The sequence below is a fragment of the Roseateles terrae genome, from assembly GCF_014192155.1.
Lineage (GTDB): Bacteria > Pseudomonadota > Gammaproteobacteria > Burkholderiales > Burkholderiaceae_C > Roseateles > Roseateles terrae.
The window spans coordinates 912235-936359 of record NZ_JACHXO010000001.1 but is presented as its reverse complement, the minus strand read 5'-3'; the positions used below and the strand labels follow the sequence as shown (position 1 = coordinate 936359).

The following is a 24125-nucleotide window of genomic DNA, read 5'->3' as shown; positions in this document are numbered from 1 at the left end:
TCAGCGGAAATCATCCAGCTGAATCCCATGCCGATGCAGCTTGTCATAGAGCGTCTTGCGTGGCGTCCCCAGCAGCTCCATCGCCGCCGGCACCTTGCCTTGCGTGCGTCGTAGCGCCTGCTCAATCAACGCCTTCTCCACCAGCTCCATCTGCCGCGCCAGATTCAGGCTCGGCAGATCCTGCAGTGCCGCCTGGCTGTCCAGATCATCCAGCGCCAACACAAATCGGTCGGCTGCATTGCGGATCTCGCGCACATTGCCAGGCCAGTCGTGTGCCATCAACTCACGCAGCTTTTCTGGCGTGAGTTCCGGGGCGGGGCGCTCGTACCGCGCGCAGGCCTGAGCCACGAAATGCTCAAACAGCAGCGGAATGTCTTCCCGCCGCTCCCGCAGCGGCGGCAATTGCAGCGTCGCAATGTTGAGCCGGTAGTACAGGTCGTTCCGGAACTGCCCGCGATCGCCCAGCTCCTTCAGGTCCGCCTTGCTCGCCGCAATGAAGCGCACATTGATCGGCAACTCTTCATTCGACCCCAGCCGCTCGATCCGCCGCTCCTGCAGCACCCGCAGCAGCTTGATCTGCAATGGCACGGGCATCGTCTCGATCTCGTCCAGCAGCAGCGTGCCACCATTGGCATGCTCGATCTTGCCAATGCGCCGCTTCGCCGCCGAGGTGAAAGAGCCCGGCTCATGCCCGAACAGCTCGCTCTCGAACAGCGCCTCCGGCAAGCCGCCACAGTTGATCGCCACAAAGTGACGATCCCGCCTTGGACTCTGGTCATGCAGGCAACGCGCCACCAGTTCCTTGCCGGTGCCCGTCTCGCCCAGGATCATCACATCGGCCGAGGTGCCCGCCAGATTGAGAATCTGCCGCCGCAATTGCTGCATCGCCGCCGAGCGCCCGAGCAGCACCGCCTCAATGCCACTGGCCCGTTGCAACTGTGCCCGCAGCTCTTCCGCGGAATGCCGCAGCATGCGCAGGTCCAGCGCCCGCATCACCGCTTCGATCAATCGCTCCGGCGCGAACGGCTTTTCAATGAAGTCATACGCACCCGTGCGCATCGCCTGCACGGCCATCTGCACGTCGCCATGCGCGGTGATCAGGATGACCGGAATGCCGGGGTCCGTCGCCCGCACATGGTCCAGCAAGGCCCGTCCGTCCATGCCGGGCAGGCGCACGTCGGTGACCATCACCACCTGAGCACCCGGCTGGATGTGCGGCAGCGCTTCTTCTGCACTGCGGCAGGGCAGCACTTCGAGTCCTTCCAGTTCCAGCGTCTGTGTCAGGCTCACCCGCACTGGCAGGTCGTCTTCCACAAACACGACCTTGTAGCCTTCAAACATGCCCTTGTTCCTCCACATTCCAGGTGTCGACCGCGAGGTCGAACTCCAGGCTCATACCCGGGTCCAGCCGGCGAGCGCGAAGCTGGCCACCAAACTCATGCACGATCTTCGATGAAATCACCAAGCCCAGCCCCAGGCCTTCGCCCGCCGGCTTGGTGGTGAAAAACGGTTCGAACAGCCGCGGCAGCAGAGCTTCGTCCAGGCCCGGGCCGCTGTCCTGAATCTTGACCAGCACCCGCTGCCCGCCGTCCAGCGGTTCCACCTGCACCCGCAGCAGCATTGGACTGCTCGAATCTTCCAGCATCGCGTCCAGCGCATTGGCGAACAGATTCACCAGCACCTGCTCCAGACGGTTGGCCTCCGCCCGCACCCGCAGGCTCTCCGGCACGTCCACTTCAAAGGACAACGGCTGGCCGCGCGTGCGGTGTTCCAGCAGCAGATAGGCGTTGCGCACGCTGGCCAGCAGCGGGGAGGGCGAGTCCACCCCTTCGGCCTTGCGCGCGAAGCTCTTGAGCTGCCGGGTGATGCGGCCCATGCGCTCCACCATGTCGTCCATGGCCTGCAGGTTGTCCGCCACCGCCTGGGTGCGGCCGTTCTGTAGCAGGCGCTGCGCATTGCGGGCGAGGGCGCGCAAGGCCGTCAGCGGCTGATTCACCTCGTGGGAGAGGCCGGCCGACATCTGCCCCAGCACGGCCAGCTTGCTGGCTTGCAGCAGTTCCCCTTCGGTCTGCTCCCGCTGGGCGATCTGCTCCTTGAGCGCATCGTTGGACTGGCGGAGTTCCGCTGTGCGTTCATCCACCGTGCGTTCCAGCCGTGCATGGGCGTCCTGCAGTTCGGTCTTGGCGACGAAGAGCTGCCGCACCGCCCGGCGACGAGCCGCCAGATACAGCGCCAGCATGCCGACTGCCGCGCCAAACGCCGCGCCGCTCCACGCCGCGAGACGCGCCTGGCGCCGTACTTCCGTCAGGTCGGACAGGGCCAGCAGCCGCAGCCCCAGCGGGAGCAGCTGCCGCTCCTGCGCCAACACCGTGGTGCTCGCCGGCGGAGGCGCCTGCACCAGCAGGCTGTTGTAGGCCTCCAGGACAGCAGGCAGACCGAGGTTGGGCCCCACGGCCTGCGGATAACGGGCACTGGCCTGAAGCTGCGCGCGCTGGGCCTCGTCCGCTTCGCTCAGCACCGCATACTTCCAGGCCTGCACACTGCTCATGATGACCACGCCCTGGTCGTCCGCCACCAGGATCCGCTCCCCTTGCGAGCGCAGGCCCAGGTCCACCCAGGTGGCCTCCAGGGGCGCCAGGTTCAGCTTGACGACGATGACGCCCAGCACCCGCTGCTGGCGTCGCACCGTCTGCAGCAGGAAGAAGTTGGTGCTGCCGGTGGCCGTGCCATCCACGGGACTGGCATCCGACGCAAAGATGTGATGCCGCTCCTGCGCAACCGCCTCCGCCAGGCGCGGCGGTGCTAGCAGAGGCTCGCTGGCCGCCAGCACCGATCCCTCGGCATCCGCCACAAAAATCTGGGTGGTGCCGGCCCGCACATTGACCCGTGCGAAGGACTGACTGACCTGATGCCGCAGTCGCTCGTCCCCCGGATGCTCCAGCAGCCGGCCCACATCCTCATCAATGGCCAGCAGGCTGGGCAGATAGGCGTGGCGGCTCAGTTCGGTGGAGAGGTTGGCGGCATAGAGCTCCAGCCGTTCGGTCGCCAGTGCCGAGAGCTGGTCCAGGCTGGCCCGCTCGCTCCACCGGTGGCCCAGCACCAGGCCCAGCACCATCAGCACCCCGGTGAGATAGAGATAAAAACTCGGGCGGCTCAGCGCGGTCGAGAGCCGATGCCGCCACCGCCGCGGCGCGCGATCCCTGGCGGGGCGAGGCACCGGATCACGGGCGGAAGCGGCGGACGTCACGGCCGGGTCCGAGGGGGAGTGTGGGAACAGCAAGGGAACGGGTTCGGCAGAAAGAAGTCAGAAAGACGAGGAAAACAAGCAGTCTGGGGGGTGTGATTCCCCGGGGGTGAAACCGCATGGAACCCAGGGTCAGCGCTGGCAGAATGACCGCCACACGAGCCCGCCGCCACTCAAGTGTGGCGGAGGAGCTCAGGGCCGCAAGTGTGCCGAAAAGACCGACCTTCGTGCAGCCCACGTCCACTCATGGCGGGGACTGGCGGGGAATCGCCCAGAAGTTGAGGCGGTTTGTGCGGATTTTCGCCCACCCTGGCGTCACCGAGACTGCAAGCATCGCATCGAGCGGGGTCCCCAGGGGGATTTCGGTCGGTGAATACCCTTGAAACGTCCCGGTTGGCACGAGGGTTGCACCTTTGCGCCGGTCATTCCAAGACGCGTTCTTCAAACAGATTGCTGGGGCCTTATGGAGATACTTATTCAGCAGATCATCAATGGTCTGGTGCTGGGCAGCATGTATGCGCTCGTGGCACTGGGCTACACGATGGTTTACGGGATCATCAGCCTGATCAACTTCGCGCACGGCGAGGTGTTGATGGTCGGGGCGATCGTGAGCTGGACCGTCGTGACGGTGCTGGCCGACAGTGGCCTGCCCGGCTGGGCGCTCATGCTTGTCGCGCTGGTCTGCGCGGTGGTCGTGTGTACCTTGCTCAACTTTGTGATTGAAAAGATCGCGTACCGGCCCTTGCGCAATGCGCCGCGGCTGGCGCCGCTGATCACGGCCATGGGCATGTCGCTGCTGCTGCAGACGCTGGCCATGATCATCTGGAAGCCGAATCCCAAGTCCTTCCCGCAGCTGCTGCCGAATGACCCGATCCCCGTCTTCGGCGCCACCATCACCATGACGCAGATCGTCATTCTGGTGGTCACGGTGGTGATGCTGGCCGGTCTGGTCTTCCTGGTGAACCACACCCGCGTCGGCCGCGCCATGCGCGCCACCGCGGAGAACCCTCGCGTGGCCTCGCTGATGGGCATCAAGCCCGATGCGGTGATTTCGATGACCTTCGTCATCGGCGCCGCACTGGCCGCCGTCGCGGGCCTGATGTGGGCCGCCAACTACGGCACCGTCAAGCACGACATGGGCTTCACACCGGGCCTGAAGGCGTTCTGCGCCGCCGTGCTGGGCGGCATCGGCAACCTCTCCGGCGCCATGCTGGGCGGGGTGCTGCTGGGCCTGATCGAAGCCATCGGCGCCGGCTACCTCGGCGACCTGACGGGCGGCGTGCTGGGCAGCCATTACTCCGACATCTTCGCTTTCCTCTCCCTGATCCTGGTGCTGACCCTGCGACCGTCCGGCCTGCTGGGTGAGCGCGTGGCCGATCGAGCCTGAGGTGCCCAACATGCAAAGTCAAAAGAACAAGCTGTTTGTTTTCCTGATTGCGGGTGTGCTGCTGCTGGCGTTGCCGCTGGTGGCGCAGCAGGGCGGCAATGCGCCGGTGCGCATCATCGACCTGGCACTGCTGTATGTGCTGCTGGCCCTCGGGCTGAATATCGTGGTCGGTTATGCCGGTCTGCTGGACCTGGGCTATGTCGCCTTCTATGCGGTGGGCGCCTATCTTTTTGCGCTACTCAACAGTCCGCATCTGACCGACAACTTCGAGCACATCGCTGCCTCCTTCCCGCAAGGGCTGCACATGCCGCTGCTGGTGGTCATTCCCCTGGCGGCGCTGATTGCAGGCTTCTTCGGGGTGATGCTCGGCGCTCCCACGCTGAAGCTGCGCGGGGACTACCTGGCCATCGTCACGCTGGGCTTCGGTGAAATCATCCGGGTGTTCCTGAACAACATGGAATATCCGCTGAACGTCACCAACGGCCCGCGCGGCATCGGCCAGATCGACGGCATCCACTTCCTGGGCTTCGAGTTCAGCAAGTCGCACGAGATCCTCGGCTTCAATGTCCAGTCGGTCTCGATGTACTACTACCTCTTCCTGGCGCTGGTGATCGGCTCGGTGATCATCTGCTATCGCCTGGAGAACTCCCGCATCGGCCGCGCCTGGATGGCCATCCGTGAAGACGAAATCGCCGCCAAGGCGATGGGCATCAACACCCGCAACATGAAGCTGCTGGCCTTCGGCATGGGCGCCACCTTCGGCGGCGTGGCGGGCTCGATGTTCGGTGCGTTCCAGGGCTTTGTGTCGCCGGAGTCCTTCAGCCTGCAGGAGTCGGTGATGATCGTGGCCATGGTGGTGCTGGGCGGTATCGGCCACATCCCGGGCGTGATCGTCGGTGCGCTGCTGCTGGCCGCGCTGCCGGAGGCGCTGCGTTATGTCGCCGGCCCGCTGCAGCAGATGACCGATGGTCGCCTGGATGCGGCCATCCTGCGTCAGCTGCTGATTGCGCTGGCGATGATCGTGATCATGCTGGTGCGTCCGCGCGGCCTGTGGCCGGCCAAGGACCATGGCGAAGTGCTGCGCAAGTCGCAGGCGGATGAAGCGGCCGCCGCCGCAGCCGCCGCCAAAGCAGCCCAGTGACACCCGCAGGAGCAAGAACCCATGAGTGAATCCGTACTGAAAGTGGCTGGTGTGTCCAAGCGCTTCGGCGGCCTGCAGGCGCTGTCCGAAGTCGGTCTGGACATCAAAAAAGGCCAGGTCTATGGCTTGATCGGCCCGAACGGTGCCGGCAAGACCACCTTCTTCAATGTGATCACCGGCCTGTACACGCCGGACTCTGGCACCTTTGAGCTGGGCGGCCAGCCGTATCGTCCGCAGGCGGTGCATCAGGTGGCCAAGACCGGCATCGCCCGGACCTTCCAGAACATCCGTCTCTTCGCCGACATGACGGCGCTGGAGAACGTGATGGTGGGCCGCCATGTGCGCACCCATTCCGGACTCTTCGGTGCGGTCTTCCGCACACCGGGTTTCAAGGCGGAAGAAGCGGCGATTGCCGCTCGCGCGCAGGAGCTGCTGGACTATGTGGGCATCGGGCGTTATGCCCGCTTCAAGGCCCGCACCCTGTCCTACGGCGACCAGCGCCGCCTGGAGATTGCCCGTGCGCTGGCGACCGACCCGAAGCTGATTGCGCTGGATGAGCCGGCCGCCGGCATGAACGCCACCGAGAAGGTGGTGCTGCGCGAGCTGATCGACCGCATCCGCAATGACGGCCGCACCATCCTGCTGATCGAACACGATGTGAAGCTGGTGATGGGCCTGTGCGACCGGGTGACGGTGCTGGACTACGGCAAGCAGATTGCGGAAGGCACGCCGGCAGACGTGCAGCGCAATGAGAAGGTGATCGAGGCTTACCTGGGCGCCCACGCGGCGCATGCGGCGCACTGACGCGGCCAGACTGACAAGGAAACGAACAAGATGGCAGACAACATCCTGCTCCAGGTCCAGGGGCTGGCAGTCGCTTACGGCGGCATCCAGGCCGTCAAGGGCGTGGATTTCGAGGTGCGACAGGGCGAGCTGGTGAGCCTGATCGGCGCCAATGGCGCGGGCAAGACAACAACGCTGAAGGCGATCACCGGGCTGCAGGGACTGCAGACTGGCGATGTGAAGTTCCTGGGCCAGTCCATCAAGGGCCGGGGGGCCTGGGACCTGGTGAAGCAGGGGCTGGTGATGGTGCCGGAAGGCCGCGGCACTTTCACCCGCATGACCATCACCGAGAACCTGCAGATGGGCGCGCACATCCGGCGGGACAAGGAAATCCAGGACGACATCGAGAAGGTGTTCGCGCTGTTCCCGCGTCTGAAGGAGCGTCGCAGCCAGCTGGCGGGCACCATGTCAGGCGGCGAGCAGCAGATGCTGGCGATGGGGCGTGCGCTGATGGCGCGCCCGAAGTTGCTGTTGCTGGACGAGCCGTCGATGGGCCTGTCCCCGATCATGGTGGACAAGATCTTCGAGGTGGTGAACGACATTCACCAGCAGGGCGTGACCGTGCTGCTGGTGGAGCAGAACGCCAGCCGGGCGCTGGAGCTGGCCAATCGCGGTTACGTGATGGAGTCGGGTCTGGTGACGATGCAGGGCGAAGGCCGTGCGCTGTTGAGCGATCCGAAGGTGCGCGCGGCTTACCTCGGCGAATAGTCGCACCAACGTCAAAAGGGGCTGCCCGCTATGGGCAGCCCCTTTCTTTTTGTCTCCTACCGCCGTCTGCGCGGCGGATTCATCAGGCCTTGGCCGGCTTGACCAGCAGCGAGCGCGCCCAGGCGTCGGCTTCGCGTGCGGGGGTCTGGCCGCTGGTCTTGATGCGGTCCAGCAGTTCGGACACGCGGCCACGGATCTGCGCGACTTCGTTCATGACTGCGGTCTCTTCGCCTTCACCGCGGAATTCGCGGGCGACGCTGATGATGCCGCCGGCATTGACCAGGTAGTCCGGCAGATAGGTGATGCCGCGGGCCTGCAGGGCGTCCCCGTCGGCGGCGGTGGCCAGCTGGTTGTTGGCGGCGCCGGCGATGAGGCGGGCGCGCAGGGCCGGGATGGTGGTGCTGTTCAGCACGGCGCCCAGGGCGCAGGGGGCGACGACATCGACGTCCGCGCCAAGGATGTCGCTGACGCTGACGGCCGTGGCGCCGAATTCGGCCTGGGCGCGGCTGACCTTCTCAGCGTTGACATCGGCGACGACGAGCTTGGCGCCGGCCTTGTGCAAGTATTCGGCCAGGTGCCAGCCCACAGCGCCGAGGCCCTGCAGGGCGACGCGCACACCTTCCAGCGAGTCGCGGCCCATGACGCGGCGCACGCCTTCGTCGATGGAGACGAAGACGCCGAAAGCGGTCTTGGGGCTGGGGTCGCCACCAAAGGCACCTTCGCGGGGGATGCCGGACACGTACTGCGTCGTGGCCATCATGCCCTTCATGTCGGCGGTGGTGGTGCCGACGTCTTCAGCGGTGATATAGGCACCGTTGAGCGATTGCACGGCGCGGCCGAAGGCGGCGAAGAGCGCGGGGCGGTCGAAGTCGCCCGCCGGCTTGATGATGACCGCCTTGCCACCGCCAAAAGGCAGGTTGGCCAGGGCATTCTTCAGGCTCATGCCTTGGGACAGGCGCAGGGCATCGTTGAGTGCCGCCAGCTCGTTGTCGTAGCTCCAGAAGCGGCAGCCACCAAAGGCCGGGCCGCGGGCGGTGCTGTGCACGGCCAGAATGGCGCGCAGGCCAGTTTCCGGATCGGCCGCCAGCAGCACCTGCTCATGCGGAGCCTGGTCGGGCAGACCAAAAAGCGACGTGGGGAGGGAATCAGTGGCGCCGGCTGCCAGAGCACGGGCGATGTCGGTGAGGGCGTTCATACGAGGGCCTGCACTTGTGATGCTTTGAAGAAATGGCCAGGCTTGCGGGAAGTCGGGCCGGGAGGCCGCGGGGGCGCTTGTGGCGCGATGCGGGTGTCGGAAGTGTAGGAGATGCCGGTTTTCCGGGGCGCTTCGGTGAGTGGCGGCTGATGCAACTTTTGCATCGCTTGGGGAGGTTTTTGTACGGTCAAGGTCCCATGAACGAGTCAGCGCGCAGGGTCACCACCAGGGTGTCCCGGTGGCCTGCGTGGTGCGGATCCATGGGTTGGATCGGCGTCGTTTCGTGGATGACACGCTCGTCGTCAAGCAGCAGCAGGGTCCACGGCTCCATCATCGTGAAGCGCTGGCCGCGGGGACCGTCCGCCTCAAAAACGCGGGACTCGCCACCCTTGATGCCGCTGCGGCTCAGCATGAAGACCGCGACGAGATCGACGCCGTCGCGGTGGGCGCCCTCGGGTGTCGGCCGGCCAATGCCGCCCGCCGTGTCGATGCGGAACTGGTGCGCTTCAACGAACCAGGGGCGGGCGCCCTTGAGGCGGTCGGCGACGCTCGCCAGGCCCAGCAGCAAGCGGGGCCAGATGGGGAGGTCGATGGCAGCGGGCGCCATCGGCTCGAACATGCGTTCGATGCCGCCGTGCAAGGCGTTGTAGTCCAGAGGCTGCCAGTGGGCCCGGTGCGGCGCAAGACGCACCGCCGGATCCGCCTGCGCGTCGACGACGAAGCTGCTGTGGCGGCGGAACCGGTAGCGGCCGCCATCACGCAGGTAGGTGTCCGGGGGCAGGTCGTTCCAGTAGGTCTGCAGTTGCCGCAGGTCGTTGGCCTGGCAGTGCAGCCAGTGCGTCAGACTCTCCGGCGCGATGACCGTATGACCCAGATCGGAGAGCTGCTGCTCAAACTGGGCGGCACTGGAGTAGGGCGGCGGGAAATGCTTCATGACCGTCAGTATGGACCGGCCGGCCGCTTCCAGCACCCTCCGCGACGACAGTCGGGATTTGTCTGTGCGGCCAGCAGGTGCGCCAGATCAGCGCCGCTTCAGGCGGCGTGCTTGTCCGCTTCGGAGGTGAAGGCGTCCGCGTAAAACTCTTCCGTCGGCAGCTTGCACTGCGCGACAAAATCGCGCTGCGCAGACTCCACCATGATCGGCGCGCCGCAGGCATACACCTGATGGTGGGAGAGATCGGGGAAGTCCGCCATCGCGGCCTGGTGGACGAAGCCGGTGCGGCCTGTCCAGCCATCTTCCGCCCTGGCCTCGGACAGCACCGGGATATAGGTGAGGCTGGGCATCGCCGCGGCTGCCTGCTCGGCCCAATCGTGCAGATACAGGTCGGCGCGGGCGCGGGCGCCCCAGTACAGATGCACCGGGCGGGTGATGCCTTCGTCCTGCAGCCGCTCGATGATGGCCTTGATCGGCGCAAAGCCGGTGCCGGAGGCCAGCAGCAGGATGGGCTTGTCGCTGTCCTCGCGCAGGAAGAAGCTGCCGAAGGGGCCTTCCATGCGCAGGATGTCTTTTTCCTTCAGAGCGCCGAAGACATGGTCGGTGAACTTGCCGCCCGGCATGTGGCGGATGTGCAGTTCGATGGCGGGCGGCGTGCCCAGGCGGCTCGGTGCATTGGCCATGGAATAGCTGCGGCGGGCGCCGTCCCGCAGGATGAATTCGACGTACTGGCCCGCGCGGTATTGCAGTTGCTGATTGGCCGGCAGCTGCAGCCGGACCACAGCCACGTCCGCCGCGGGTTTCTCGATGGTCAGCACGCGGCTGGGCAGCTTGAGCACCGGGAACTCGCCGGCGCCCGGCACGGTACGGGCTTCCACAGTGCAATCGGTATGCGGGCGGGCGCAGCAGGTCAGCACGAAGCCTTGCGCTTCTTCTTCATCTGACAGGGCCTTGCTTTGATGCTCGCCGTGCGTGACCTTGCCTTCCACCAGCTTGCTCTTGCAGGAGCCACAGGCGCCGTCCTTGCAACCGTAGGGCAGGCCAATGCCCTGGCGGATGGCGGCGCCCAGCAGGGTTTCGTCGTCATCGACGGAATAGACGCGGCCGCTGGGCAGGACGGTGACCTGAAAGCTCATGATGGCAAAGAGGTGAGGCAAAAAGAAAACACACGCCAGGCAGCACCTGGCCAATCCGCCATTTTGCCTGATGCCCCGCGTCCTTGCGGGCCCGTGGACGCTTCTACACTCGCGGCTTCCTCAGACCTCCCGATGCTTTCATGTTCCACAACACGACTTCCCGTCAGACCCGCCAGCGTCGCGAGCGCCTGTTGATCGTCGGATGCGGAGATGTCGGGCAGCGCGTCTTGCGTCTGCTGCAAGGCCGGTGGACGGTTTATGCGCTGACCAGTCAGGCGGCGCGGGTGCCGGAACTGCGCGCCCTCGGGGCGATTCCGCTGGTGGGCAATCTGGATGAACCCGCCACGCTGGCGCGGCTGGCCGGACTGGCGGATCGGGTGCTGCACCTCGCGCCGCCGGGACGCGAGGGCCATCAGGACGGGCGTACCCGTCACCTGCTGGAAGCGCTGTCGCGTCAGGCGCCGCCGCTGCATCTGGTGTATGCCAGCACTACCGGCGTGTACGGCGATTGTGGCGGGGCGCAGTTTGACGAAACCCGCACCGTCAATCCCCGCAACGACCGGGCCTGGCGACGGGTGGATGCGGAAGCCCAACTGCGCGCCTGGGGGCGGCGCAGTGGTTGTGCCGTGACCGTCCTGCGCGTGCCCGGCATTTATGCCCTGGACCGCGACGGCGGCGACCCGCGCGACCGAGTCGCCCGCGGCATGCCGGTACTGCGACCGGAGGACGATGTCTACACCAACCACATTCATGCCGACGATCTGGCGCGGGCCTGCCTGCGCGCGCTGTTCAAAGGCCGCCCGCAGCGCGTGGTGCACGCCAGCGACAGCAGTGAAATGAAGATGGGGGATTACTACACGATGGTGGCGCAGATGAGCGGCCTGCCGGTGCCGGTGCGCATTGCGCGGGACGAAGCCGCCAGCCACTTTTCACCGATGCAGATGAGCTTCCTGGGCGAGTCGCGCCGGTTGATCAACCGCCGCCTGACCCGCGAGCTGGGACTGAAGCTGAAGTACCCGACGCCGCGCGAGGCGCTCGAGGAAGCGCTGGCTGAAACAAGGCGTCGGTGAGCGCGTTGCCCGCTGAAAGCGCACCCGCCCCAGGCGTCTGAACGCCAGGGGCGTGCAAAGCGGGTCAGCGACGGCGGCCGCCGCGCCAGTAGTTGATCATCAGCCAGGCGCCGAGCATGCCGCCCAGATGGGCGAAGTGGGCGATGCCGGTGGAACCGGTGATGCCCAGCAGCAGTTCCAGCGCGCCGAAGATGGCCACGAAGATCTTGGCCTTCATCGGAATGGGCGGGAACAGCGGCATGATGATCCGGTCCGGGAACATCAGGCCATAGGCCAGCAGCAGACCGAAGAGGCCGCCGGAAATGCCCACCGTCGGCGCTGCGGTGCCCACGACCAGGGTGAAGACCAGTTGCGCCACGGCCGCTGTGAGCACGCTGGCCGCCAGCAACTGCGAATAGCGCTTGCCGCCCCAGACCGTTTCCAGCTCCGAGCCGAACATCCACAGGCCCAGCATGTTGAAAAACAGGTGCAGCGGGTCGCCATGCAGGAACCCGTAAGTGAGCGGCTGCCAGACGTTGAACAGACCGGTGTTCAACGGCCACAAGGCCAGTGCATTCTGCAAGGGCGCGAGTTGCGGCAAGAGGCTGAACAGACAGAAGAGGCCGACGCACAGCAGCATCAAGGCTTTGGTGACCGGAGGAATGAATGGCATTGGTCCGATGGCTCCTGCGTCGGGAAATTTCCGCAACACAGTGTAGCCGGGAGCAGAGCCGGCCCGTGCGGTCGATGGGCGCCGGGCAGGTGCGACCGGGGCGATCTCCGGGCAATTCTCGCTGTGCTAGGACGAGCGGATGAATTCGGAAAAGAGAAGGCCGAAAAGCGAAGGCCGGAGAGAGAAGACCGAAAAGAGAAGGCCGAAAAGAGAAGGCCGCAAAGAGCTGGGGATGGTGGGCCGGCATCGCTGCGGCCACAGTTTCTGCGTCGTGTGGTGCCCGGAGTCGGACTCGAACCGACACACCTTGCGGCGGGGGATTTTGAGTCCCCTGCGTCTACCGATTTCGCCATCCGGGCGACGTCAGAAAAGAAAGCCATTATGCCATGCAAAGCCATAGGCTCACTGAGAGAATGCGGCCCATGAGTGACGCACCTGCTTTCGAGGGACCCAGCTATCCGACGCTGGAGGATGTGATCGGCAACACGCCGATGGTTCGGCTCCAGCGCGTGCTGGGCCCAGAGCTGGCCGCGCGCGGCAATGTGCTGCTGGCCAAGCTGGAAGGCAACAATCCGGCCGGCTCGGTGAAGGACCGGCCTGCCATCAGCATGATCCGCCGCGCCGAAGAACGCGGGGAAATCAAACCCGGCGACACGCTGATCGAAGCCACCTCCGGCAATACCGGCATCGCGCTGGCCATGGCCGCCGCCATCCGCGGCTACCGCATGGTGCTGATCATGCCGGAAGACCTCTCCATCGAACGCGCGCAGACGATGAAGGCCTTTGGTGCTGAACTCATCCTGACCCCGCGTTCCGGCGGCATGGAATACGCCCGTGACCTCGCCGAGCAGATGCAGCGGGACGGCAAGGGCCGGGTGCTCGACCAGTTCGGCAACAGCGACAACCCGCGCATCCACTACGAGACCACCGGCCCGGAAATCTGGCGCGATACCCAGGGCCGCGTCACCCACTTCGTCAGCGCGATGGGCACCACCGGCACCATCACCGGCACGTCCCGCTTCCTCAAGGAACAGAACAGCGAGATCCGCATCATCGGCGCACAGCCGTCCGAAGGCTCGCGCATCCCCGGCATCCGCAAATGGCCGCAGGCGTATCTGCCCAAGATCTACCGCCCTGAGACCGTGGACGAGCTGGTGCTCGTCAGCCAGTCCGATGCGGAAGACATGGCACGGCGCCTGGCGCGTGAAGAAGGCCTGTTCGCCGGCATCTCCGCCGCAGGCGCTTGCTGGGTTGCGCTGCAGACCGCGCGCCATGTGAGCAACGCCACCATCGTGTTTGTGGTGTGCGACCGCGGCGATCGGTATTTGTCCACGGGCGTCTTCCCGGCCTGATTCACAGGCAAGCTGCGCCGTCGACACGCCACGCCACGCCACGCCACGCCACCGCGCTCCGCGGCGCCTTCCGCGGAGTTCTTCATCCTGATCTGGAGCGCCCCCGCCCATGACCTTCCGGTTCTGTCCTCAATGCGCCACTGAACTTCAGTGGATCGAGCTGCCGGAAGACGGCGGCCCCAAGACCCGCCTGCGCTGCCCGGCCTGCGACTTCACCCACTGGAACAATCCGACGCCAGTGCTGGCCGCCGTGGTGCAGTGCGTGGACCAGCAGGGCCAGGTGTTGCTGGCCCGCAATGCCGCCTGGCCGATGCCGTTCTACGGTCTCATCACCGGCTTCATGGAAGCGGGCGAAACGCCGGAAGAGGGCATTCGCCGCGAGGTGCTGGAAGAGACCTCGCTGGAAGCCCTCGGCTGCACCCTGATCGGTGTCTACGATTTCCAGAAGAAGAACCAGGTGCTCATCGCCTATCACGTCCCCGCCCGTGGGGCGGTGAAGCTCTCACCCGAACTGGTGGACTACACACTCACACCGCCCGAGCAACTCGAGTGTTGGCCGGCTGGCACCGGTCAGGCGCTGGCCGACTGGCTGCGCGGCCAGGGGCTGGAGCCGCGCTGGATGGCGCCCCGGTCGTAGAATCGATCGCCTGCGACAAGGATTGATCCATGGACACCATCCACAAGGAACTCGACACACGCGGGCTCAACTGCCCACTGCCCATCCTCAAGGCCAAGAAGGCCCTGGCGGAAATGGAAAGCGGCCAGCTGCTGAAGGTGGTCGCCACCGACCCCGGCTCCAATCGCGACTTCCAGGCCTTCGCCCGCCAGACCGGCAATGAGCTGGTCGAGCAGGTCACGGAAGGCGAGGAGTTCATCCACGTGCTGCGCCGTCGCTGATCACCGGCGCTGGCCAGCGGCGGTGCATGCCGCATGCGGCGCACAGCCGCCGCACAGCGTTGCAGCAAGAATGACAAAGGCCACGCACTGCGTGGCCTTTTTTCTAGGTCACTGAACCGTCATGCAACGGCTTAGGAGACAGCGGATCAAGAACCAGTGGTTCAGAAATCCAGCGCCTGAAGGTACTCGCGGAACGAAGCACCCAGTTCCGGATGCTGCAGGGCCAGTTCGACGTTGGCCTGCAGGAAACCTTCCTTGCTGCCGCAGTCATAGCGCTTGCCTTCATAGCGATAGGCAAACACCTTCTCGCGGCGCATCAGGGCGGCGATGCCGTCCGTCAGCTGGATCTCACCACCGACGCCGCGCGGCTGCGTGGCGATCTCGCGGAAGACACCCGGCGTCAGGATGTAGCGGCCGGCCACGCCCAGGCGCGACGGGGCTTCTTCCGGTGCCGGCTTCTCCACCATGTGGGTCAGGTCCATCAGGCGGTCGCTGATGGCGGAGCCGGCGACGATGCCGTAGCGCTTGGTGTGCTCGGCCGGCACTTCCTGCACGGCGAGGATGGACGCCTGCCATTCGGCAAACTGGTCCACCATCTGCTTGAGCACCGGCGGCTTGCCGACCATCAGGTCGTCGGCCAGCAGCACCGCGAAAGGCTCGTTCACCACCACGCACTGGGCGCAAAGCACCGCATGGCCCAGGCCCATGGCCTTCGGCTGGCGGATGTAGATGCACTCCATGTCGTCCGGCTTGATCGAACGCACGAGGGACAGCAGTTCACGCTTGTTGGCGTTTTCGAGCTCGGTTTCCAGCTCGAAGGCCGTGTCGAAGTGATCGGGAATGGCGCGCTTGTTGCGGCCGTTCACGAAGATCATCTGACGAATGCCCGCAGCATAGGCTTCTTCCACTGCATATTGGATCAGTGGCTTGTCCACCACCGGCAACATCTCCTTGGGCTGGGCTTTGGTGGCGGGCAGAAAGCGCGTCCCCAAACCTGCGACGGGAAAGATTGCCTTGTTGATCAGGGCCATTTACGTAAACTCCCACGGTTGTTGCGCTGGCATTGTTGCATGGCAGCATTGCAAGAAAGTCAAACAAACATCTCCAATCCCCTCATGTCAGTGCTCGTCCTGGAACCGCTGGAAGCAGACATCCTGGAATGGCTGGCCGAACGCCATCCGCTCCAGGTGGCGCCGGAGCTTGCGGCAGATCCGGTCGCATTAAGAGATCAGGTCCGGCAGGCCCAGGCAATTCTCTTGCCCGCCTCCGTCGCCCTGGATCTCCCGCTCATCCAACACGCCCCGCGGCTGCGGGCTGTGGGCCGCATCAATGCAGGTGCGGAGAACATCGATACGGAAGCGTGTCGACTTGCAAACATCGAGGTCGTGCGGGCGCCGACCGCGACGGCATCGGCAGAAGCCGAGTTCATCATCGGCGCGCTGCTCGCCTTGTTGCGCCGCGTACCGATTGAAACACTTGATGGGTCGCTGGTGGGCCGAGAGCTCGGCTGCGCGACGGTGGGCCTGGTGGGATTGGGGCCGTCCGCCCGGCAACTGGCCACAGTGCTCCCCATTTTTGGTGCGCGTGTGATCGGTTATGACCCCGGCCTGCACCATGCTGATCCGCTGTGGGCGCAGTGGGGCATCGAGCCCTATGGCCTGCGCGAGCTGATGCAGGCCTCGGACGCGGTGAGCGTGCAGCTGGGCTACTTCCCGCGCTATCGCGGTCTGATCGGGGAGCGGGTGCTGGGCTATTGCAAGCCGGAGCAGGTGCTGGTGTCCACCTCGCACTCCGCGCTGTTCGATGAACAGGCGCTGGCGGATGCGCTGAGCGGCGGCCGTCTGCTGGCCGCGTGGCTGGACTTGATGGAGCCGGGGCTGCTGGAGCCCGGCCGGCCCCTGCACGGGGTGCCGGGGCTGCAGGTGACGCCGCGGCTGGCGGCCACCACGCGGGAGTCCCGCATGCGGGCCGCCTGGAGCGTGGCACGGCGGATCTCGGAGATCCTGTCCGTGCCCAGCCCTCAGCCGCCAGCGTTCAGGCCGACGCTGCCAGACGTGCCGCCTGATCTTGCAGTCGAGCCAAGGTGGCGGTGAAGTCGGCAATGCGCTGACGTTCCTGCTCCACCACCGCGGCCGGGGCGCGCGCCACGAAGCTTTCGTTGTTCAGCTTGCCTTCGGCCTTGGTGATCTCGCCCTGCAGTCGGGCGATTTCCTTGCCGATACGCGCCTGCTCGGCCGCCACATCCACTTCCACCTTGAGCGCCAGACGGGCCTGGCCGTGCACCAGCACCGGTGAGGTGGCGCTGGCCTGGTCGAACGCGGCTTCGTCGTCCATCAGCTCGACCTTCTCCAGCTTGGCCAGCACCCGCAGCAGCGGGGCGGCTTCACGCAGGAAGTCCAGCTGACCGGCGGCCAGCAGCGGCACGCGGTCGGACGGGCTCAGGCCCATCTCGCCGCGCAGGCTGCGGCAGGTGCCCACCACCGACTTGAGCTGCTCCACCCACGCCATCGCCTTGGGATCGATGCGGTCAGGCGCGGCCACCGGATAAGTGGCGGTCACGAGATAGTCGGTCTGCTTGCGGCCGGCGATGGGGGCCACCGTCTGCCACAGCTCTTCGGTGATGAACGGGGCGATCGGGTGCAGCAGGCGCAGCACCGTTTCCAGCACACGGATCAGCGTGCGGCGGGTGCCCCGCTGGGCGGCTTCGTTGCCTTCGGCCTGCGCGGTCTGCAGCTGGACCTTGGAGATCTCCAGATACCAGTCGCAGTATTCATCCCACACAAAGGAGTAGATGGCGTTGGCGACCAGGTCCAGGCGGTAGTCCGCAAAGCCCTGCGCCACGACCTGTTCCAGCTTCTGCAGCTCGCTCACGATCCAGCGGTCCGCCTGACTGAACTGCAGGTAGCCGTGCGCTGCACCGCCCGGGGCGCATTGCTCCTTGGTGTGCTCCATCAGGCCGCAGTCATGCCCCTCGGTCTGCATCAGCACAAACTTGGTGGCGTTCCAGAGCTTGTTGCAGAAGTTGCGGTAGCCCTCGCAGCGCTTGCTGTCGAAGTTGACGCTGCGGCCCAGCGTGGCCATGGCGGCGAAGGTGAAGCGCAGGGCGTCGGCGCCGTAGCCGGGAATGCCTTCCGGGAACTCCTTCTCGGTGGCCTTGCGGACCTTGGGCGCGGTTTCCGGGCGGCGCAGACCTTGCGTGCGCTTGTCCAGCAGCTCGGGCAGGGCGATGCCGTCGATCAGGTCGACCGGGTCCAGCACGTTGCCCTCGGACTTGCTCATCTTCTTGCCCTGCGCATCCAGCACCAGGCCGTGGATGTACACATGGCGGAAGGGCACCTTGCCGGTGAAGTGCTTGGTCATCATGATCATCCGGGCGACCCAGAAGAAGATGATGTCGTAGCCGGTCACCAGCACCGACGACGGGAGGAACAGGTCCTGCTCCACCGTTTGCTCGGGCCAGCCCAGGGTGGAGAAGGGCACCAGGGCGGAGGAGTACCAGGTGTCCAGCACGTCGTCGTCCCGCTTGAGCGGGCCGGTGTAGCCAGCGGCCTCGGCCTTGGCGCGCGCTTCATCTTCGTTGTGGGCCACGAAGATCTGGCCGGACTCGCCGAACCAGGCGGGAATCTGGTGACCCCACCACAGCTGACGCGAAATGCACCAGTCCTGGATGTTGTTCATCCACTGGTTGTAGGTGTTGACCCAGTTGTCCGGCACGAAGCGCACTTCGCCGTCGGCCACCACGTCGATGGCCTTCTGGGCGATGCTCTTGCCGTCCGCACCTGGCTTGCTCATGGCGACGAACCACTGGTCCGTCAGCATCGGTTCCACCACCTGGCCGGTGCGGGTGCAGCGCGGCACCATCAGCTTGTGCTTCTTGGTCTCCACCAGCAGGCCGTCGGCCTCCAGCTGGGCCACCAGCTGCTTGCGGGCCACGAAGCGGTCCAGGCCGCGGTAGGCCTCGGGAATCTCCGGCAGGCTGTCCACCACCGTCGCGTCCAGCGTGAAGATGGTGATCATCGGCAGCTTGTGACGCAGGCCGACCTGATAGTCGTTGGGGTCGTGCGCCGGGGTCACCTTGACCACGCCGGTGCCGAATTCCTTGTCCACATAATCGTCAGCGATCACCGGCACCAGACGGCCGGTGATGGGCAGACGGACCTGGCGACCGATCAGGTGGCGATAACGCTCGTCTTCCGGATGAACCATGACGGCGGTGTCGCCCAGCATGGTTTCGGGACGGGTGGTGGCCACCACCAGCGATTCGTCACCTTCCGCCAGCTCATAGCGGATGTGCCAGAGCGAGCCTTCTTCCTCTTCGCTCTCCACTTCCAGGTCGGACACGGCGGACTTCAGCACCGGGTCCCACGGCACCAGACGTTTGCCGCGGTAGATCAGGCCTTCTTCATAGAGCTTGACGAAGGTGTCCACCACCACCTTGGACAGCTTCTCGTCCATGGTGAAGTATTCGTGGTCCCACGAGACCGAGTCACCCATGCGGCGCATCTGCTGGGTGATGGTGCTGCCGGACTGCTGCTTCCATTCCCACACGCGGGCGACGAAGTTCTTGCGGCCCAGGTCATGACGGCTCTGGCCCTGGCCCTGGAGCTGCCGCTCCACCACGATCTGGGTGGCGATGCCGGCGTGGTCGGTGCCCGGCACCCACAGCGTGTTGTCCCCGCGCATGCGGTGATAGCGCGTCAACGAGTCCATGATGGTCTGGTTGAAGGCATGGCCCATGTGCAGCGTGCCGGTGACATTGGGCGGCGGCAACTGGACGCAGAAGGAGTCGCGGGCAGGGTCCAGCGTGGGCTTGTAGAGGCCCTTGGACTCCCACAGGGGTCCCCAATGGGCTTCCAGGGCGGCGGGTTCGAAGGACTTCGCGAGTTCGGTCATGAGGCCTGGCGCCTGCCAGCAGGGGCAGGCGGACGTGAAAGTGAGGAATTCGGGTGGACCGCCATTGTAGAGGGCAGGGCGCCGCTGCAGGGCCTGGGCGCACCCCCGCCGGAAGGTGGTCCGGCGCAGTCCTCCAAACGGGTGGGATACGGCGCGCGCCTTGGCCGATGACAGCGATACAAAACGAAAAACAGCGATACGGCGGTGAGATGCGCCCGGCGCCTGCGACGGGAATCATGCAGACATGTTTTCACTGCCCGGACACCCGGGCTTTACCAAGGACTCTCACCATGCATCTGTTTCGTCGCTGGAGCCGTCACCATGAACATCACCGTCACCACCACGGCTTTGATGGCCGGTTCGATCCTTTCGGCGCTCACCCTCACGCTGGCGCCTACGGCCCCCTGCCTCCCGGGGGCTGGCCTTTCGCAGGCTACGGTGGCTTCGGCCCCTGGGCTGCCTCCGGCCCGGCTCATGGAGGCGGCTTTGGAGGCGGACATGGGGCGCGCCATGGGCGAGGCCACCACCCGGGTCGTGGGGCCGGCTTCGGTGCAGGCCTGGGCCTTGGCGCCGATGGCCGACACGGCGAGCGCCTGCAGGCCCACGTCACCGCCTTCCTGGACCTGAGCGACCGGCAGCAGGCCGCGCTGGCCCAGGTGCTGGACCAGCTCCGCACCCGTCGGCGCGCCTTGCGCGGCCTGATGCATGGCGAGGAGGTGGCCCGGCTGGTGGAGGCGGACACTTTTGCCCGCGAAGCCGCCCAGCAGGTGCTGGAAGCCCAGATCGAGGCGCTGCGGACCGCGGTGCCCGCCCTGGTCCAGGCGTTCGGGGACTTCTTCGACGCGCTGGACTTCGATCAGCAGCAGGCGCTGCGATTCATGATGCGGCGGCTGCGTCACCGCGGCGGGCGTCGGCCCCAGACGCCGGCCTCGGACGAGGGTGCGGCCATGGGGCCGTTCTGAGATGGGCGGATCGAACACCTCCTTGCCGCCAGGGGGCTCCGAGCCCTCTGGGTCTGCCGGAGCATCCAGGCAAGCCGTGCCATCTGGGTCATCCGGGGAGACCGATCGCTCCCAGCGTCCGTCCGGCGTCAGTGCCCTGCTGGCCGGCGACAGCTGCCGCCAGCCGCCCGGACGTCTGGTCCCGGCCATCGATCGCAACCGCTGCGAGGGCAAGGCCGACTGTTTGGCGGTCTGCCCCTACGGAGTTTTCGAGATCGGTGTGCTGCCGCGGGACGAACGTTCCGCTCTTTCTCTGATCGGCAAGCTCAAGGGCCTGGCGCATGGCTGGCAGCAGGCTTTCACCCCCAATGCGGACGCCTGCCGGGCCTGCGGCCATTGTGTGAGCGCCTGCCCGGAGCGGGCCATCACCCTGGTGCGCCGGGAGCCGCGGGCGGCCGGGCAGCCCTGGTCGCCGCCGATCTAGCCGCTTTTGACAGGACAATGGACCCACCATGCACCGCTTGCTGCTGATCGACGACGACGAGGCCCTGGCCGGGCCTCTGACCCAATACCTGGCCCGCTTCGATTTTGAATTGAGCGCGGTCACCCGACCGAGTATGGCGCTCCAGCGTCTGGCGCAGGAGCCTTACGACGCGATCATCCTGGACGGCATGCTGCCCGAAATGGACGGTTTCGCCTTCTGTCGGCAGATCCGCGCGGGCCAGGACCGGTGGCGGGAGATTCCCATTCTGATGCTGACCGCTCGTGGGGATCTGACCGACCGGGTGGTGGGCCTTGAACTGGGCGCCGACGACTATTTGGCCAAACCCTTCGAACCGCGGGAACTCGCCGCGCGTTTGCAGACGATTCTTCGCCGCACGCGGCTGGGACCGGCGTCCGCGCCCGCGGCGGCAGCTTCGTCGGTCCCCGGCGTGCTGCGCTTCGATGGCCTGGAGATCGACGCCAGCCGACGCGAGGTGCGGACCGACCTCGGGGTGATCGATCTCACCAGCACCGAATACGAACTGCTGGCCCTGCTGGCGCGGGAGCCGGGACGGGTGTTCACCCGCGACGAAATCCTGAACCGCCTGCGCGGGCAGGAGGCCGACCTGTACACCCGGGCGGTGGACATCCTGGTGAGCCGCCTGCGCAAGAAGCTGGAACCGGTGGAGCCGGTGAAGACGCTGCGCAATGCGGGCTACTGCTTTGCGCTGCCGGAGCGGATGTCGTGAGCGACCGCCGACGGGAAGAGCGGGAGGCGCGCCGGCGCGCTCAGCAGGTGCGTGCACACCGGATGCGGGAGCTGGCCTGGATGGCCCGTATGCGCCATCTGGAGGGACAGGACGGCGAACGCCCCCCCTGGCCACCGGGCGGGCCTGAGTTTTTTGGACCCGGCGGAGGACGCGGGGGCCTGGGACCGGAGTTCCCCGGGCCTGAGGGTCGAGGTCCGGCGTACCGCCGCGCGGACTGGCGGCGTCAGTGGCACTGGCAGATGCGCGCCCGGCACCGGTGGCATCAGCGATGGCATCGCCGCTGGCATCAGCAGCATGCACGTTTCAAGCATTCCCTGGGTGCGCGCCTGATTGCGGTGTTCGTGGTGCTGACACTGCTGAGTAGCCTGGTGGTCTGGGGCGTCATCCGCCAGGGGCTGGGCTCACTGACGGCGGTGGCGCTGCTGATGCTGCTCACCTGGGTGGCCTACGGCATCATCCGCCACATCGTGCGGCCGATCAGTGCGCTGGCCGCCGGCGCGGAAGCCTTCGGGCGCGGGGAACTGGACTTCCGCGTCCCCGTCATTCATCGCGACGAGATTGGCGACCTGGCCATCCGCTTCAACCAGATGGCTGACGACATCCAGGCCATGCTGGACGGTAAACGCGCCTTGCTGCTGGCCATCAGCCACGAACTGCGCAGTCCGCTCACGCGGGCGCGTCTGCATGCGGAAATGGTGGAGGAGGGCAGCTCCAAGGTGTCGCTGCTGGATGAACTCGGACAGATGCGGGATCTGATTTCGGCACTGCTGGAGAGCGAGCGCCTGGATCGTGGCCATTCGGCCCTGCAACTGTCACCCTGCGATCTCGCCGCTGTGGTGCAGGAGCAGGCGCAGTCTGGGGTGGTGCTGGAGATCGAGCCGGGGCTGCCCGCGGTGCCGGTCGATCGCATGCGGGTCCAGCTGCTGCTGCGCAATCTGGTGCATAACGCGCTACGTCACAACGATGCCGCACGCGGGCCGGTGGTGGTGCGGCTGTCCGCGGTGACGGCCGGCATGACTGGGGCCGATGGCGGTTCGGACGTCTCGAGCGCCCCGAGTGCCCCGAGATCCCCGAGAGCCCAGCGCCTGACGGTCCGCGACCACGGCCCCGGCGTGCCGCCCGACGTGCTCCCGCAGCTGGGCCAGCCCTTCTTCCGCCCGGATGAAGCGCGCACCCGCGCGGAAGGCGGGGTCGGCCTGGGCCTGTCGCTGTGCCGTCTGGTGGCGCGGGCGCACGGCAGCGCCCTGGTGTTGCGCAATGCCGAGCCCGGCCTGGAAGCGGCGGTGACTTTTTCAGAGCGCTGATCGGCGGCTGCTCACTGAATCAAGGCATCAGGGTCACACCCATCGCGCGAGCCGGCCACGCCCAATGAAAAAAGGGACGCAAGCCCCGCTTGCGTCCGTGGTCAACCTGCGGGTGCCGCCCACCCGTCAAGTCAGCAGCTTCACATGAACAAATGCTCGCCGGCGTTCTCACCACCCAGCACCACGTAATTGACCTTGCGCAGGTCCGTCAGCGAGGTGCCGCCCGAGTACGAGATCGAGCTCTGCAGGTCTTCTTCCATCTCCCGCAGCGTGTCCGGCAGCTTGCCCTTCACCGGCTCCAGAATGCGCTTGCCTTCCACATGCTTGTATTCGCCCTTGTTGAAGTCGGATGCGGAGCCGTAATACTCCTTGTACAGCTTGCCATCGACTTCCACCGTCTTGCCCGGAGACTCTTCATGCCCGGCGAAGAGCGATCCGACCATCACCATCGATGCGCCAAAACGGATGCTCTTGGCGATGTCACCGTGATGGCGGATGCCGCCGTCCGCAATGATCGGCTTGGTCGCCACCCGTGCGCACCACTTGAGCGCGGACAGTTGCCAGCCGCCCGTGCCGAAGCCGGTCTTCAGGCGGGTGATGCACACCTTGCCGGGGCCGATGCCCACCTTGGTGGCGTCTGCGCCCCAGTTTTCCAGGTCGATCACGCCCTCCGGCGTGCCGACGTTGCCGGCAATGACAAAGGTCTGGGGCAGCTTGTGCTTGATGTGGGCGATCATGCGCTGCACGCTGTCCGCGTGGCCGTGCGCAATGTCGATGGTGATGTAGTCCGCCCCCAGGCCTTCCGCCGCCAGACGGTCGATCAGCGCGTAATCCGCGGCCTTCACGCCGGCGCTGATGGAGACAAACAGGCCCCGCTCGCGCATGTGACGGGCATAGGCCACGGCGTCCAGGTCAAAGCGGTGCATCACGTAGAAATAGCCATTGGCGGCCAACCATTCGGTGATGGATTCGTCCACCACCGTCTTCATGTTGGCCGGCACGACCGGCAGCTTGAAGCGCCGGGGGCCGAATTCCACCGAGGGGTCGCATTCGCTGCGGCTTTCTACCCGGCACTTGCGGGGCAGCAGCAGAATGTTGTCGTAGTCAAAAATTTCCATGGTCCAAAGTCGCAAATTCGGGATGCGTTGATGCAGTGCATGCCCTGAGCTGCGAGC

The 24125-nt window shown here is 66.0% G+C and carries 22 protein-coding genes and 1 tRNA gene; 13 read left to right on the top strand and 10 right to left on the bottom strand.

Features of this window, described 5'->3' with window-relative positions:
• Positions 1-1341, bottom strand: a complete 1341-nt coding sequence (locus FHS28_RS03865) for a sigma-54-dependent transcriptional regulator (RefSeq protein ID WP_088449004.1) — start codon at positions 1339-1341, stop codon at positions 1-3.
• Entirely contained in the window at positions 1334-3247 is a 1914-nt protein-coding gene (locus tag FHS28_RS24540; RefSeq protein WP_184294111.1) for a sensor histidine kinase, read from the bottom strand. The genes FHS28_RS03865 and FHS28_RS24540 overlap by 8 nt, the downstream gene beginning before the upstream one ends.
• A 460-nt stretch (positions 3248-3707) precedes the next feature.
• Between FHS28_RS24540 and FHS28_RS03855 the strand changes: the two genes are divergently transcribed.
• The 4 genes from FHS28_RS03855 to FHS28_RS03840 are packed head-to-tail and all read left to right on the top strand — an operon-like array spanning position 3708 to position 7323.
• Positions 3708-4631 carry a branched-chain amino acid ABC transporter permease gene (locus FHS28_RS03855; RefSeq protein ID WP_088449006.1) on the top strand — a complete coding sequence of 308 codons (924 nt, stop codon included), beginning with the start codon at positions 3708-3710 and terminating at the stop codon, positions 4629-4631.
• Positions 4632-4641: 10 nt separating this feature from the next.
• On the top strand, positions 4642-5772 hold the full coding sequence (locus FHS28_RS03850; protein WP_088449709.1) for an ABC transporter permease subunit: 1131 nt from the start codon (positions 4642-4644) through the stop codon (positions 5770-5772).
• Between the two features lie 21 nt (positions 5773-5793).
• On the top strand, positions 5794-6576 hold the full coding sequence (locus FHS28_RS03845) for an ABC transporter ATP-binding protein (protein WP_088449007.1): 783 nt from the start codon (positions 5794-5796) through the stop codon (positions 6574-6576).
• Positions 6577-6606: 30 nt separating this feature from the next.
• Complete coding sequence (locus FHS28_RS03840; protein WP_088449008.1) at positions 6607-7323, top strand: ABC transporter ATP-binding protein; 717 nt, start codon at positions 6607-6609, stop codon at positions 7321-7323.
• Between the two features lie 82 nt (positions 7324-7405).
• Here the strand turns inward: FHS28_RS03840 and FHS28_RS03835 are convergent, their stop codons facing one another.
• The 3 genes from FHS28_RS03835 to FHS28_RS03825 form a co-directional block, all read right to left on the bottom strand.
• The gene (locus tag FHS28_RS03835) at positions 7406-8518 is read right to left on the bottom strand and encodes a Leu/Phe/Val dehydrogenase (protein WP_088449009.1); all 1113 of its coding nucleotides are present in this window, start codon (positions 8516-8518) and stop codon (positions 7406-7408) included.
• 187 nt (positions 8519-8705) lie between these two features.
• A complete protein-coding gene (locus FHS28_RS03830; protein ID WP_088449010.1) occupies positions 8706-9452 on the bottom strand; it encodes a 2OG-Fe dioxygenase family protein in 747 nt (248 codons plus the stop codon).
• Positions 9453-9550: 98 nt separating this feature from the next.
• The gene (locus tag FHS28_RS03825) at positions 9551-10588 is read right to left on the bottom strand and encodes a CDP-6-deoxy-delta-3,4-glucoseen reductase (protein WP_088449011.1); all 1038 of its coding nucleotides are present in this window, start codon (positions 10586-10588) and stop codon (positions 9551-9553) included.
• A 140-nt stretch (positions 10589-10728) separates the two neighbouring features.
• On the opposite strand from FHS28_RS03825, the gene FHS28_RS03820 reads away from it, so the two are divergent.
• Positions 10729-11658, top strand: a complete 930-nt coding sequence (locus tag FHS28_RS03820; RefSeq protein WP_088449012.1) for an SDR family oxidoreductase — start codon at positions 10729-10731, stop codon at positions 11656-11658.
• Positions 11659-11722: 64 nt separating this feature from the next.
• Here FHS28_RS03820 and FHS28_RS03815 read toward each other — a convergent pair whose 3' ends face one another.
• Positions 11723-12310, bottom strand: a complete 588-nt coding sequence (locus FHS28_RS03815) for a rhomboid family intramembrane serine protease (RefSeq protein ID WP_088449013.1) — start codon at positions 12308-12310, stop codon at positions 11723-11725.
• A 274-nt stretch (positions 12311-12584) separates the two neighbouring features.
• Positions 12585-12669 (bottom strand) — tRNA-Leu (locus tag FHS28_RS03810).
• A 63-nt stretch (positions 12670-12732) separates the two neighbouring features.
• Here FHS28_RS03810 and cysM point away from each other — a divergent pair.
• The 3 genes from cysM (at position 12733) to FHS28_RS03795 (ending at position 14559) form a co-directional block, all read left to right on the top strand.
• The gene (cysM, locus tag FHS28_RS03805; RefSeq protein ID WP_088449014.1) at positions 12733-13662 is read left to right on the top strand and encodes a cysteine synthase CysM; all 930 of its coding nucleotides are present in this window, start codon (positions 12733-12735) and stop codon (positions 13660-13662) included.
• Between the two features lie 109 nt (positions 13663-13771).
• Positions 13772-14299: an NUDIX hydrolase gene (locus FHS28_RS03800; RefSeq protein ID WP_088449015.1), complete on the top strand. Its 528-nt coding sequence runs from the start codon at positions 13772-13774 to the stop codon at positions 14297-14299.
• Between the two features lie 29 nt (positions 14300-14328).
• Complete coding sequence (locus FHS28_RS03795) at positions 14329-14559, top strand: sulfurtransferase TusA family protein (protein ID WP_088449016.1); 231 nt, start codon at positions 14329-14331, stop codon at positions 14557-14559.
• A gap of 161 nt (positions 14560-14720) precedes the next feature.
• On the opposite strand, the gene galU is transcribed toward FHS28_RS03795, so the two are convergent.
• Positions 14721-15590, bottom strand: a complete 870-nt coding sequence (gene galU, locus FHS28_RS03790; protein ID WP_088449017.1) for a UTP--glucose-1-phosphate uridylyltransferase GalU — start codon at positions 15588-15590, stop codon at positions 14721-14723.
• 84 nt (positions 15591-15674) lie between these two features.
• Between galU and FHS28_RS03785 the strand changes: the two genes are divergently transcribed.
• Positions 15675-16652 carry an NAD(P)-dependent oxidoreductase gene (locus FHS28_RS03785; RefSeq protein ID WP_088449018.1) on the top strand — a complete coding sequence of 326 codons (978 nt, stop codon included), beginning with the start codon at positions 15675-15677 and terminating at the stop codon, positions 16650-16652.
• Here the strand turns inward: FHS28_RS03785 and FHS28_RS03780 are convergent.
• Positions 16594-19452, bottom strand: coding sequence for a valine--tRNA ligase (locus tag FHS28_RS03780; protein WP_088449019.1), 2859 nt, complete (start codon positions 19450-19452; stop codon positions 16594-16596). The two genes, FHS28_RS03785 and FHS28_RS03780, sit on opposite strands and share 59 nt — an antisense overlap.
• Positions 19453-19742: 290 nt before the next feature.
• Here FHS28_RS03780 and FHS28_RS03775 point away from each other — a divergent pair, with 290 nt between their 5' ends.
• The 4 genes from FHS28_RS03775 to FHS28_RS03760 all read left to right on the top strand — a co-directional run bounded on the left by FHS28_RS03775 (position 19743) and on the right by FHS28_RS03760 (position 22950).
• On the top strand, positions 19743-20414 hold the full coding sequence (locus FHS28_RS03775) for a Spy/CpxP family protein refolding chaperone (protein WP_184294109.1): 672 nt from the start codon (positions 19743-19745) through the stop codon (positions 20412-20414).
• Positions 20415-20550: 136 nt separating this feature from the next.
• Positions 20551-20877, top strand: coding sequence for a 4Fe-4S dicluster domain-containing protein (locus tag FHS28_RS03770; RefSeq protein ID WP_246409608.1), 327 nt, complete (start codon positions 20551-20553; stop codon positions 20875-20877).
• Between the two features lie 28 nt (positions 20878-20905).
• Positions 20906-21625, top strand: a complete 720-nt coding sequence (locus tag FHS28_RS03765) for a response regulator transcription factor (RefSeq protein ID WP_088449023.1) — start codon at positions 20906-20908, stop codon at positions 21623-21625.
• Entirely contained in the window at positions 21622-22950 is a 1329-nt protein-coding gene (locus tag FHS28_RS03760) for a sensor histidine kinase (protein ID WP_310736731.1), read from the top strand. The genes FHS28_RS03765 and FHS28_RS03760 overlap by 4 nt, the downstream gene beginning before the upstream one ends.
• Positions 22951-23090: 140 nt before the next feature.
• Here FHS28_RS03760 and FHS28_RS03755 read toward each other — a convergent pair whose 3' ends face one another.
• A complete protein-coding gene (locus FHS28_RS03755; RefSeq protein WP_088449025.1) occupies positions 23091-24068 on the bottom strand; it encodes a GMP reductase in 978 nt (325 codons plus the stop codon).
• Positions 24069-24125 lie beyond the last annotated feature (57 nt).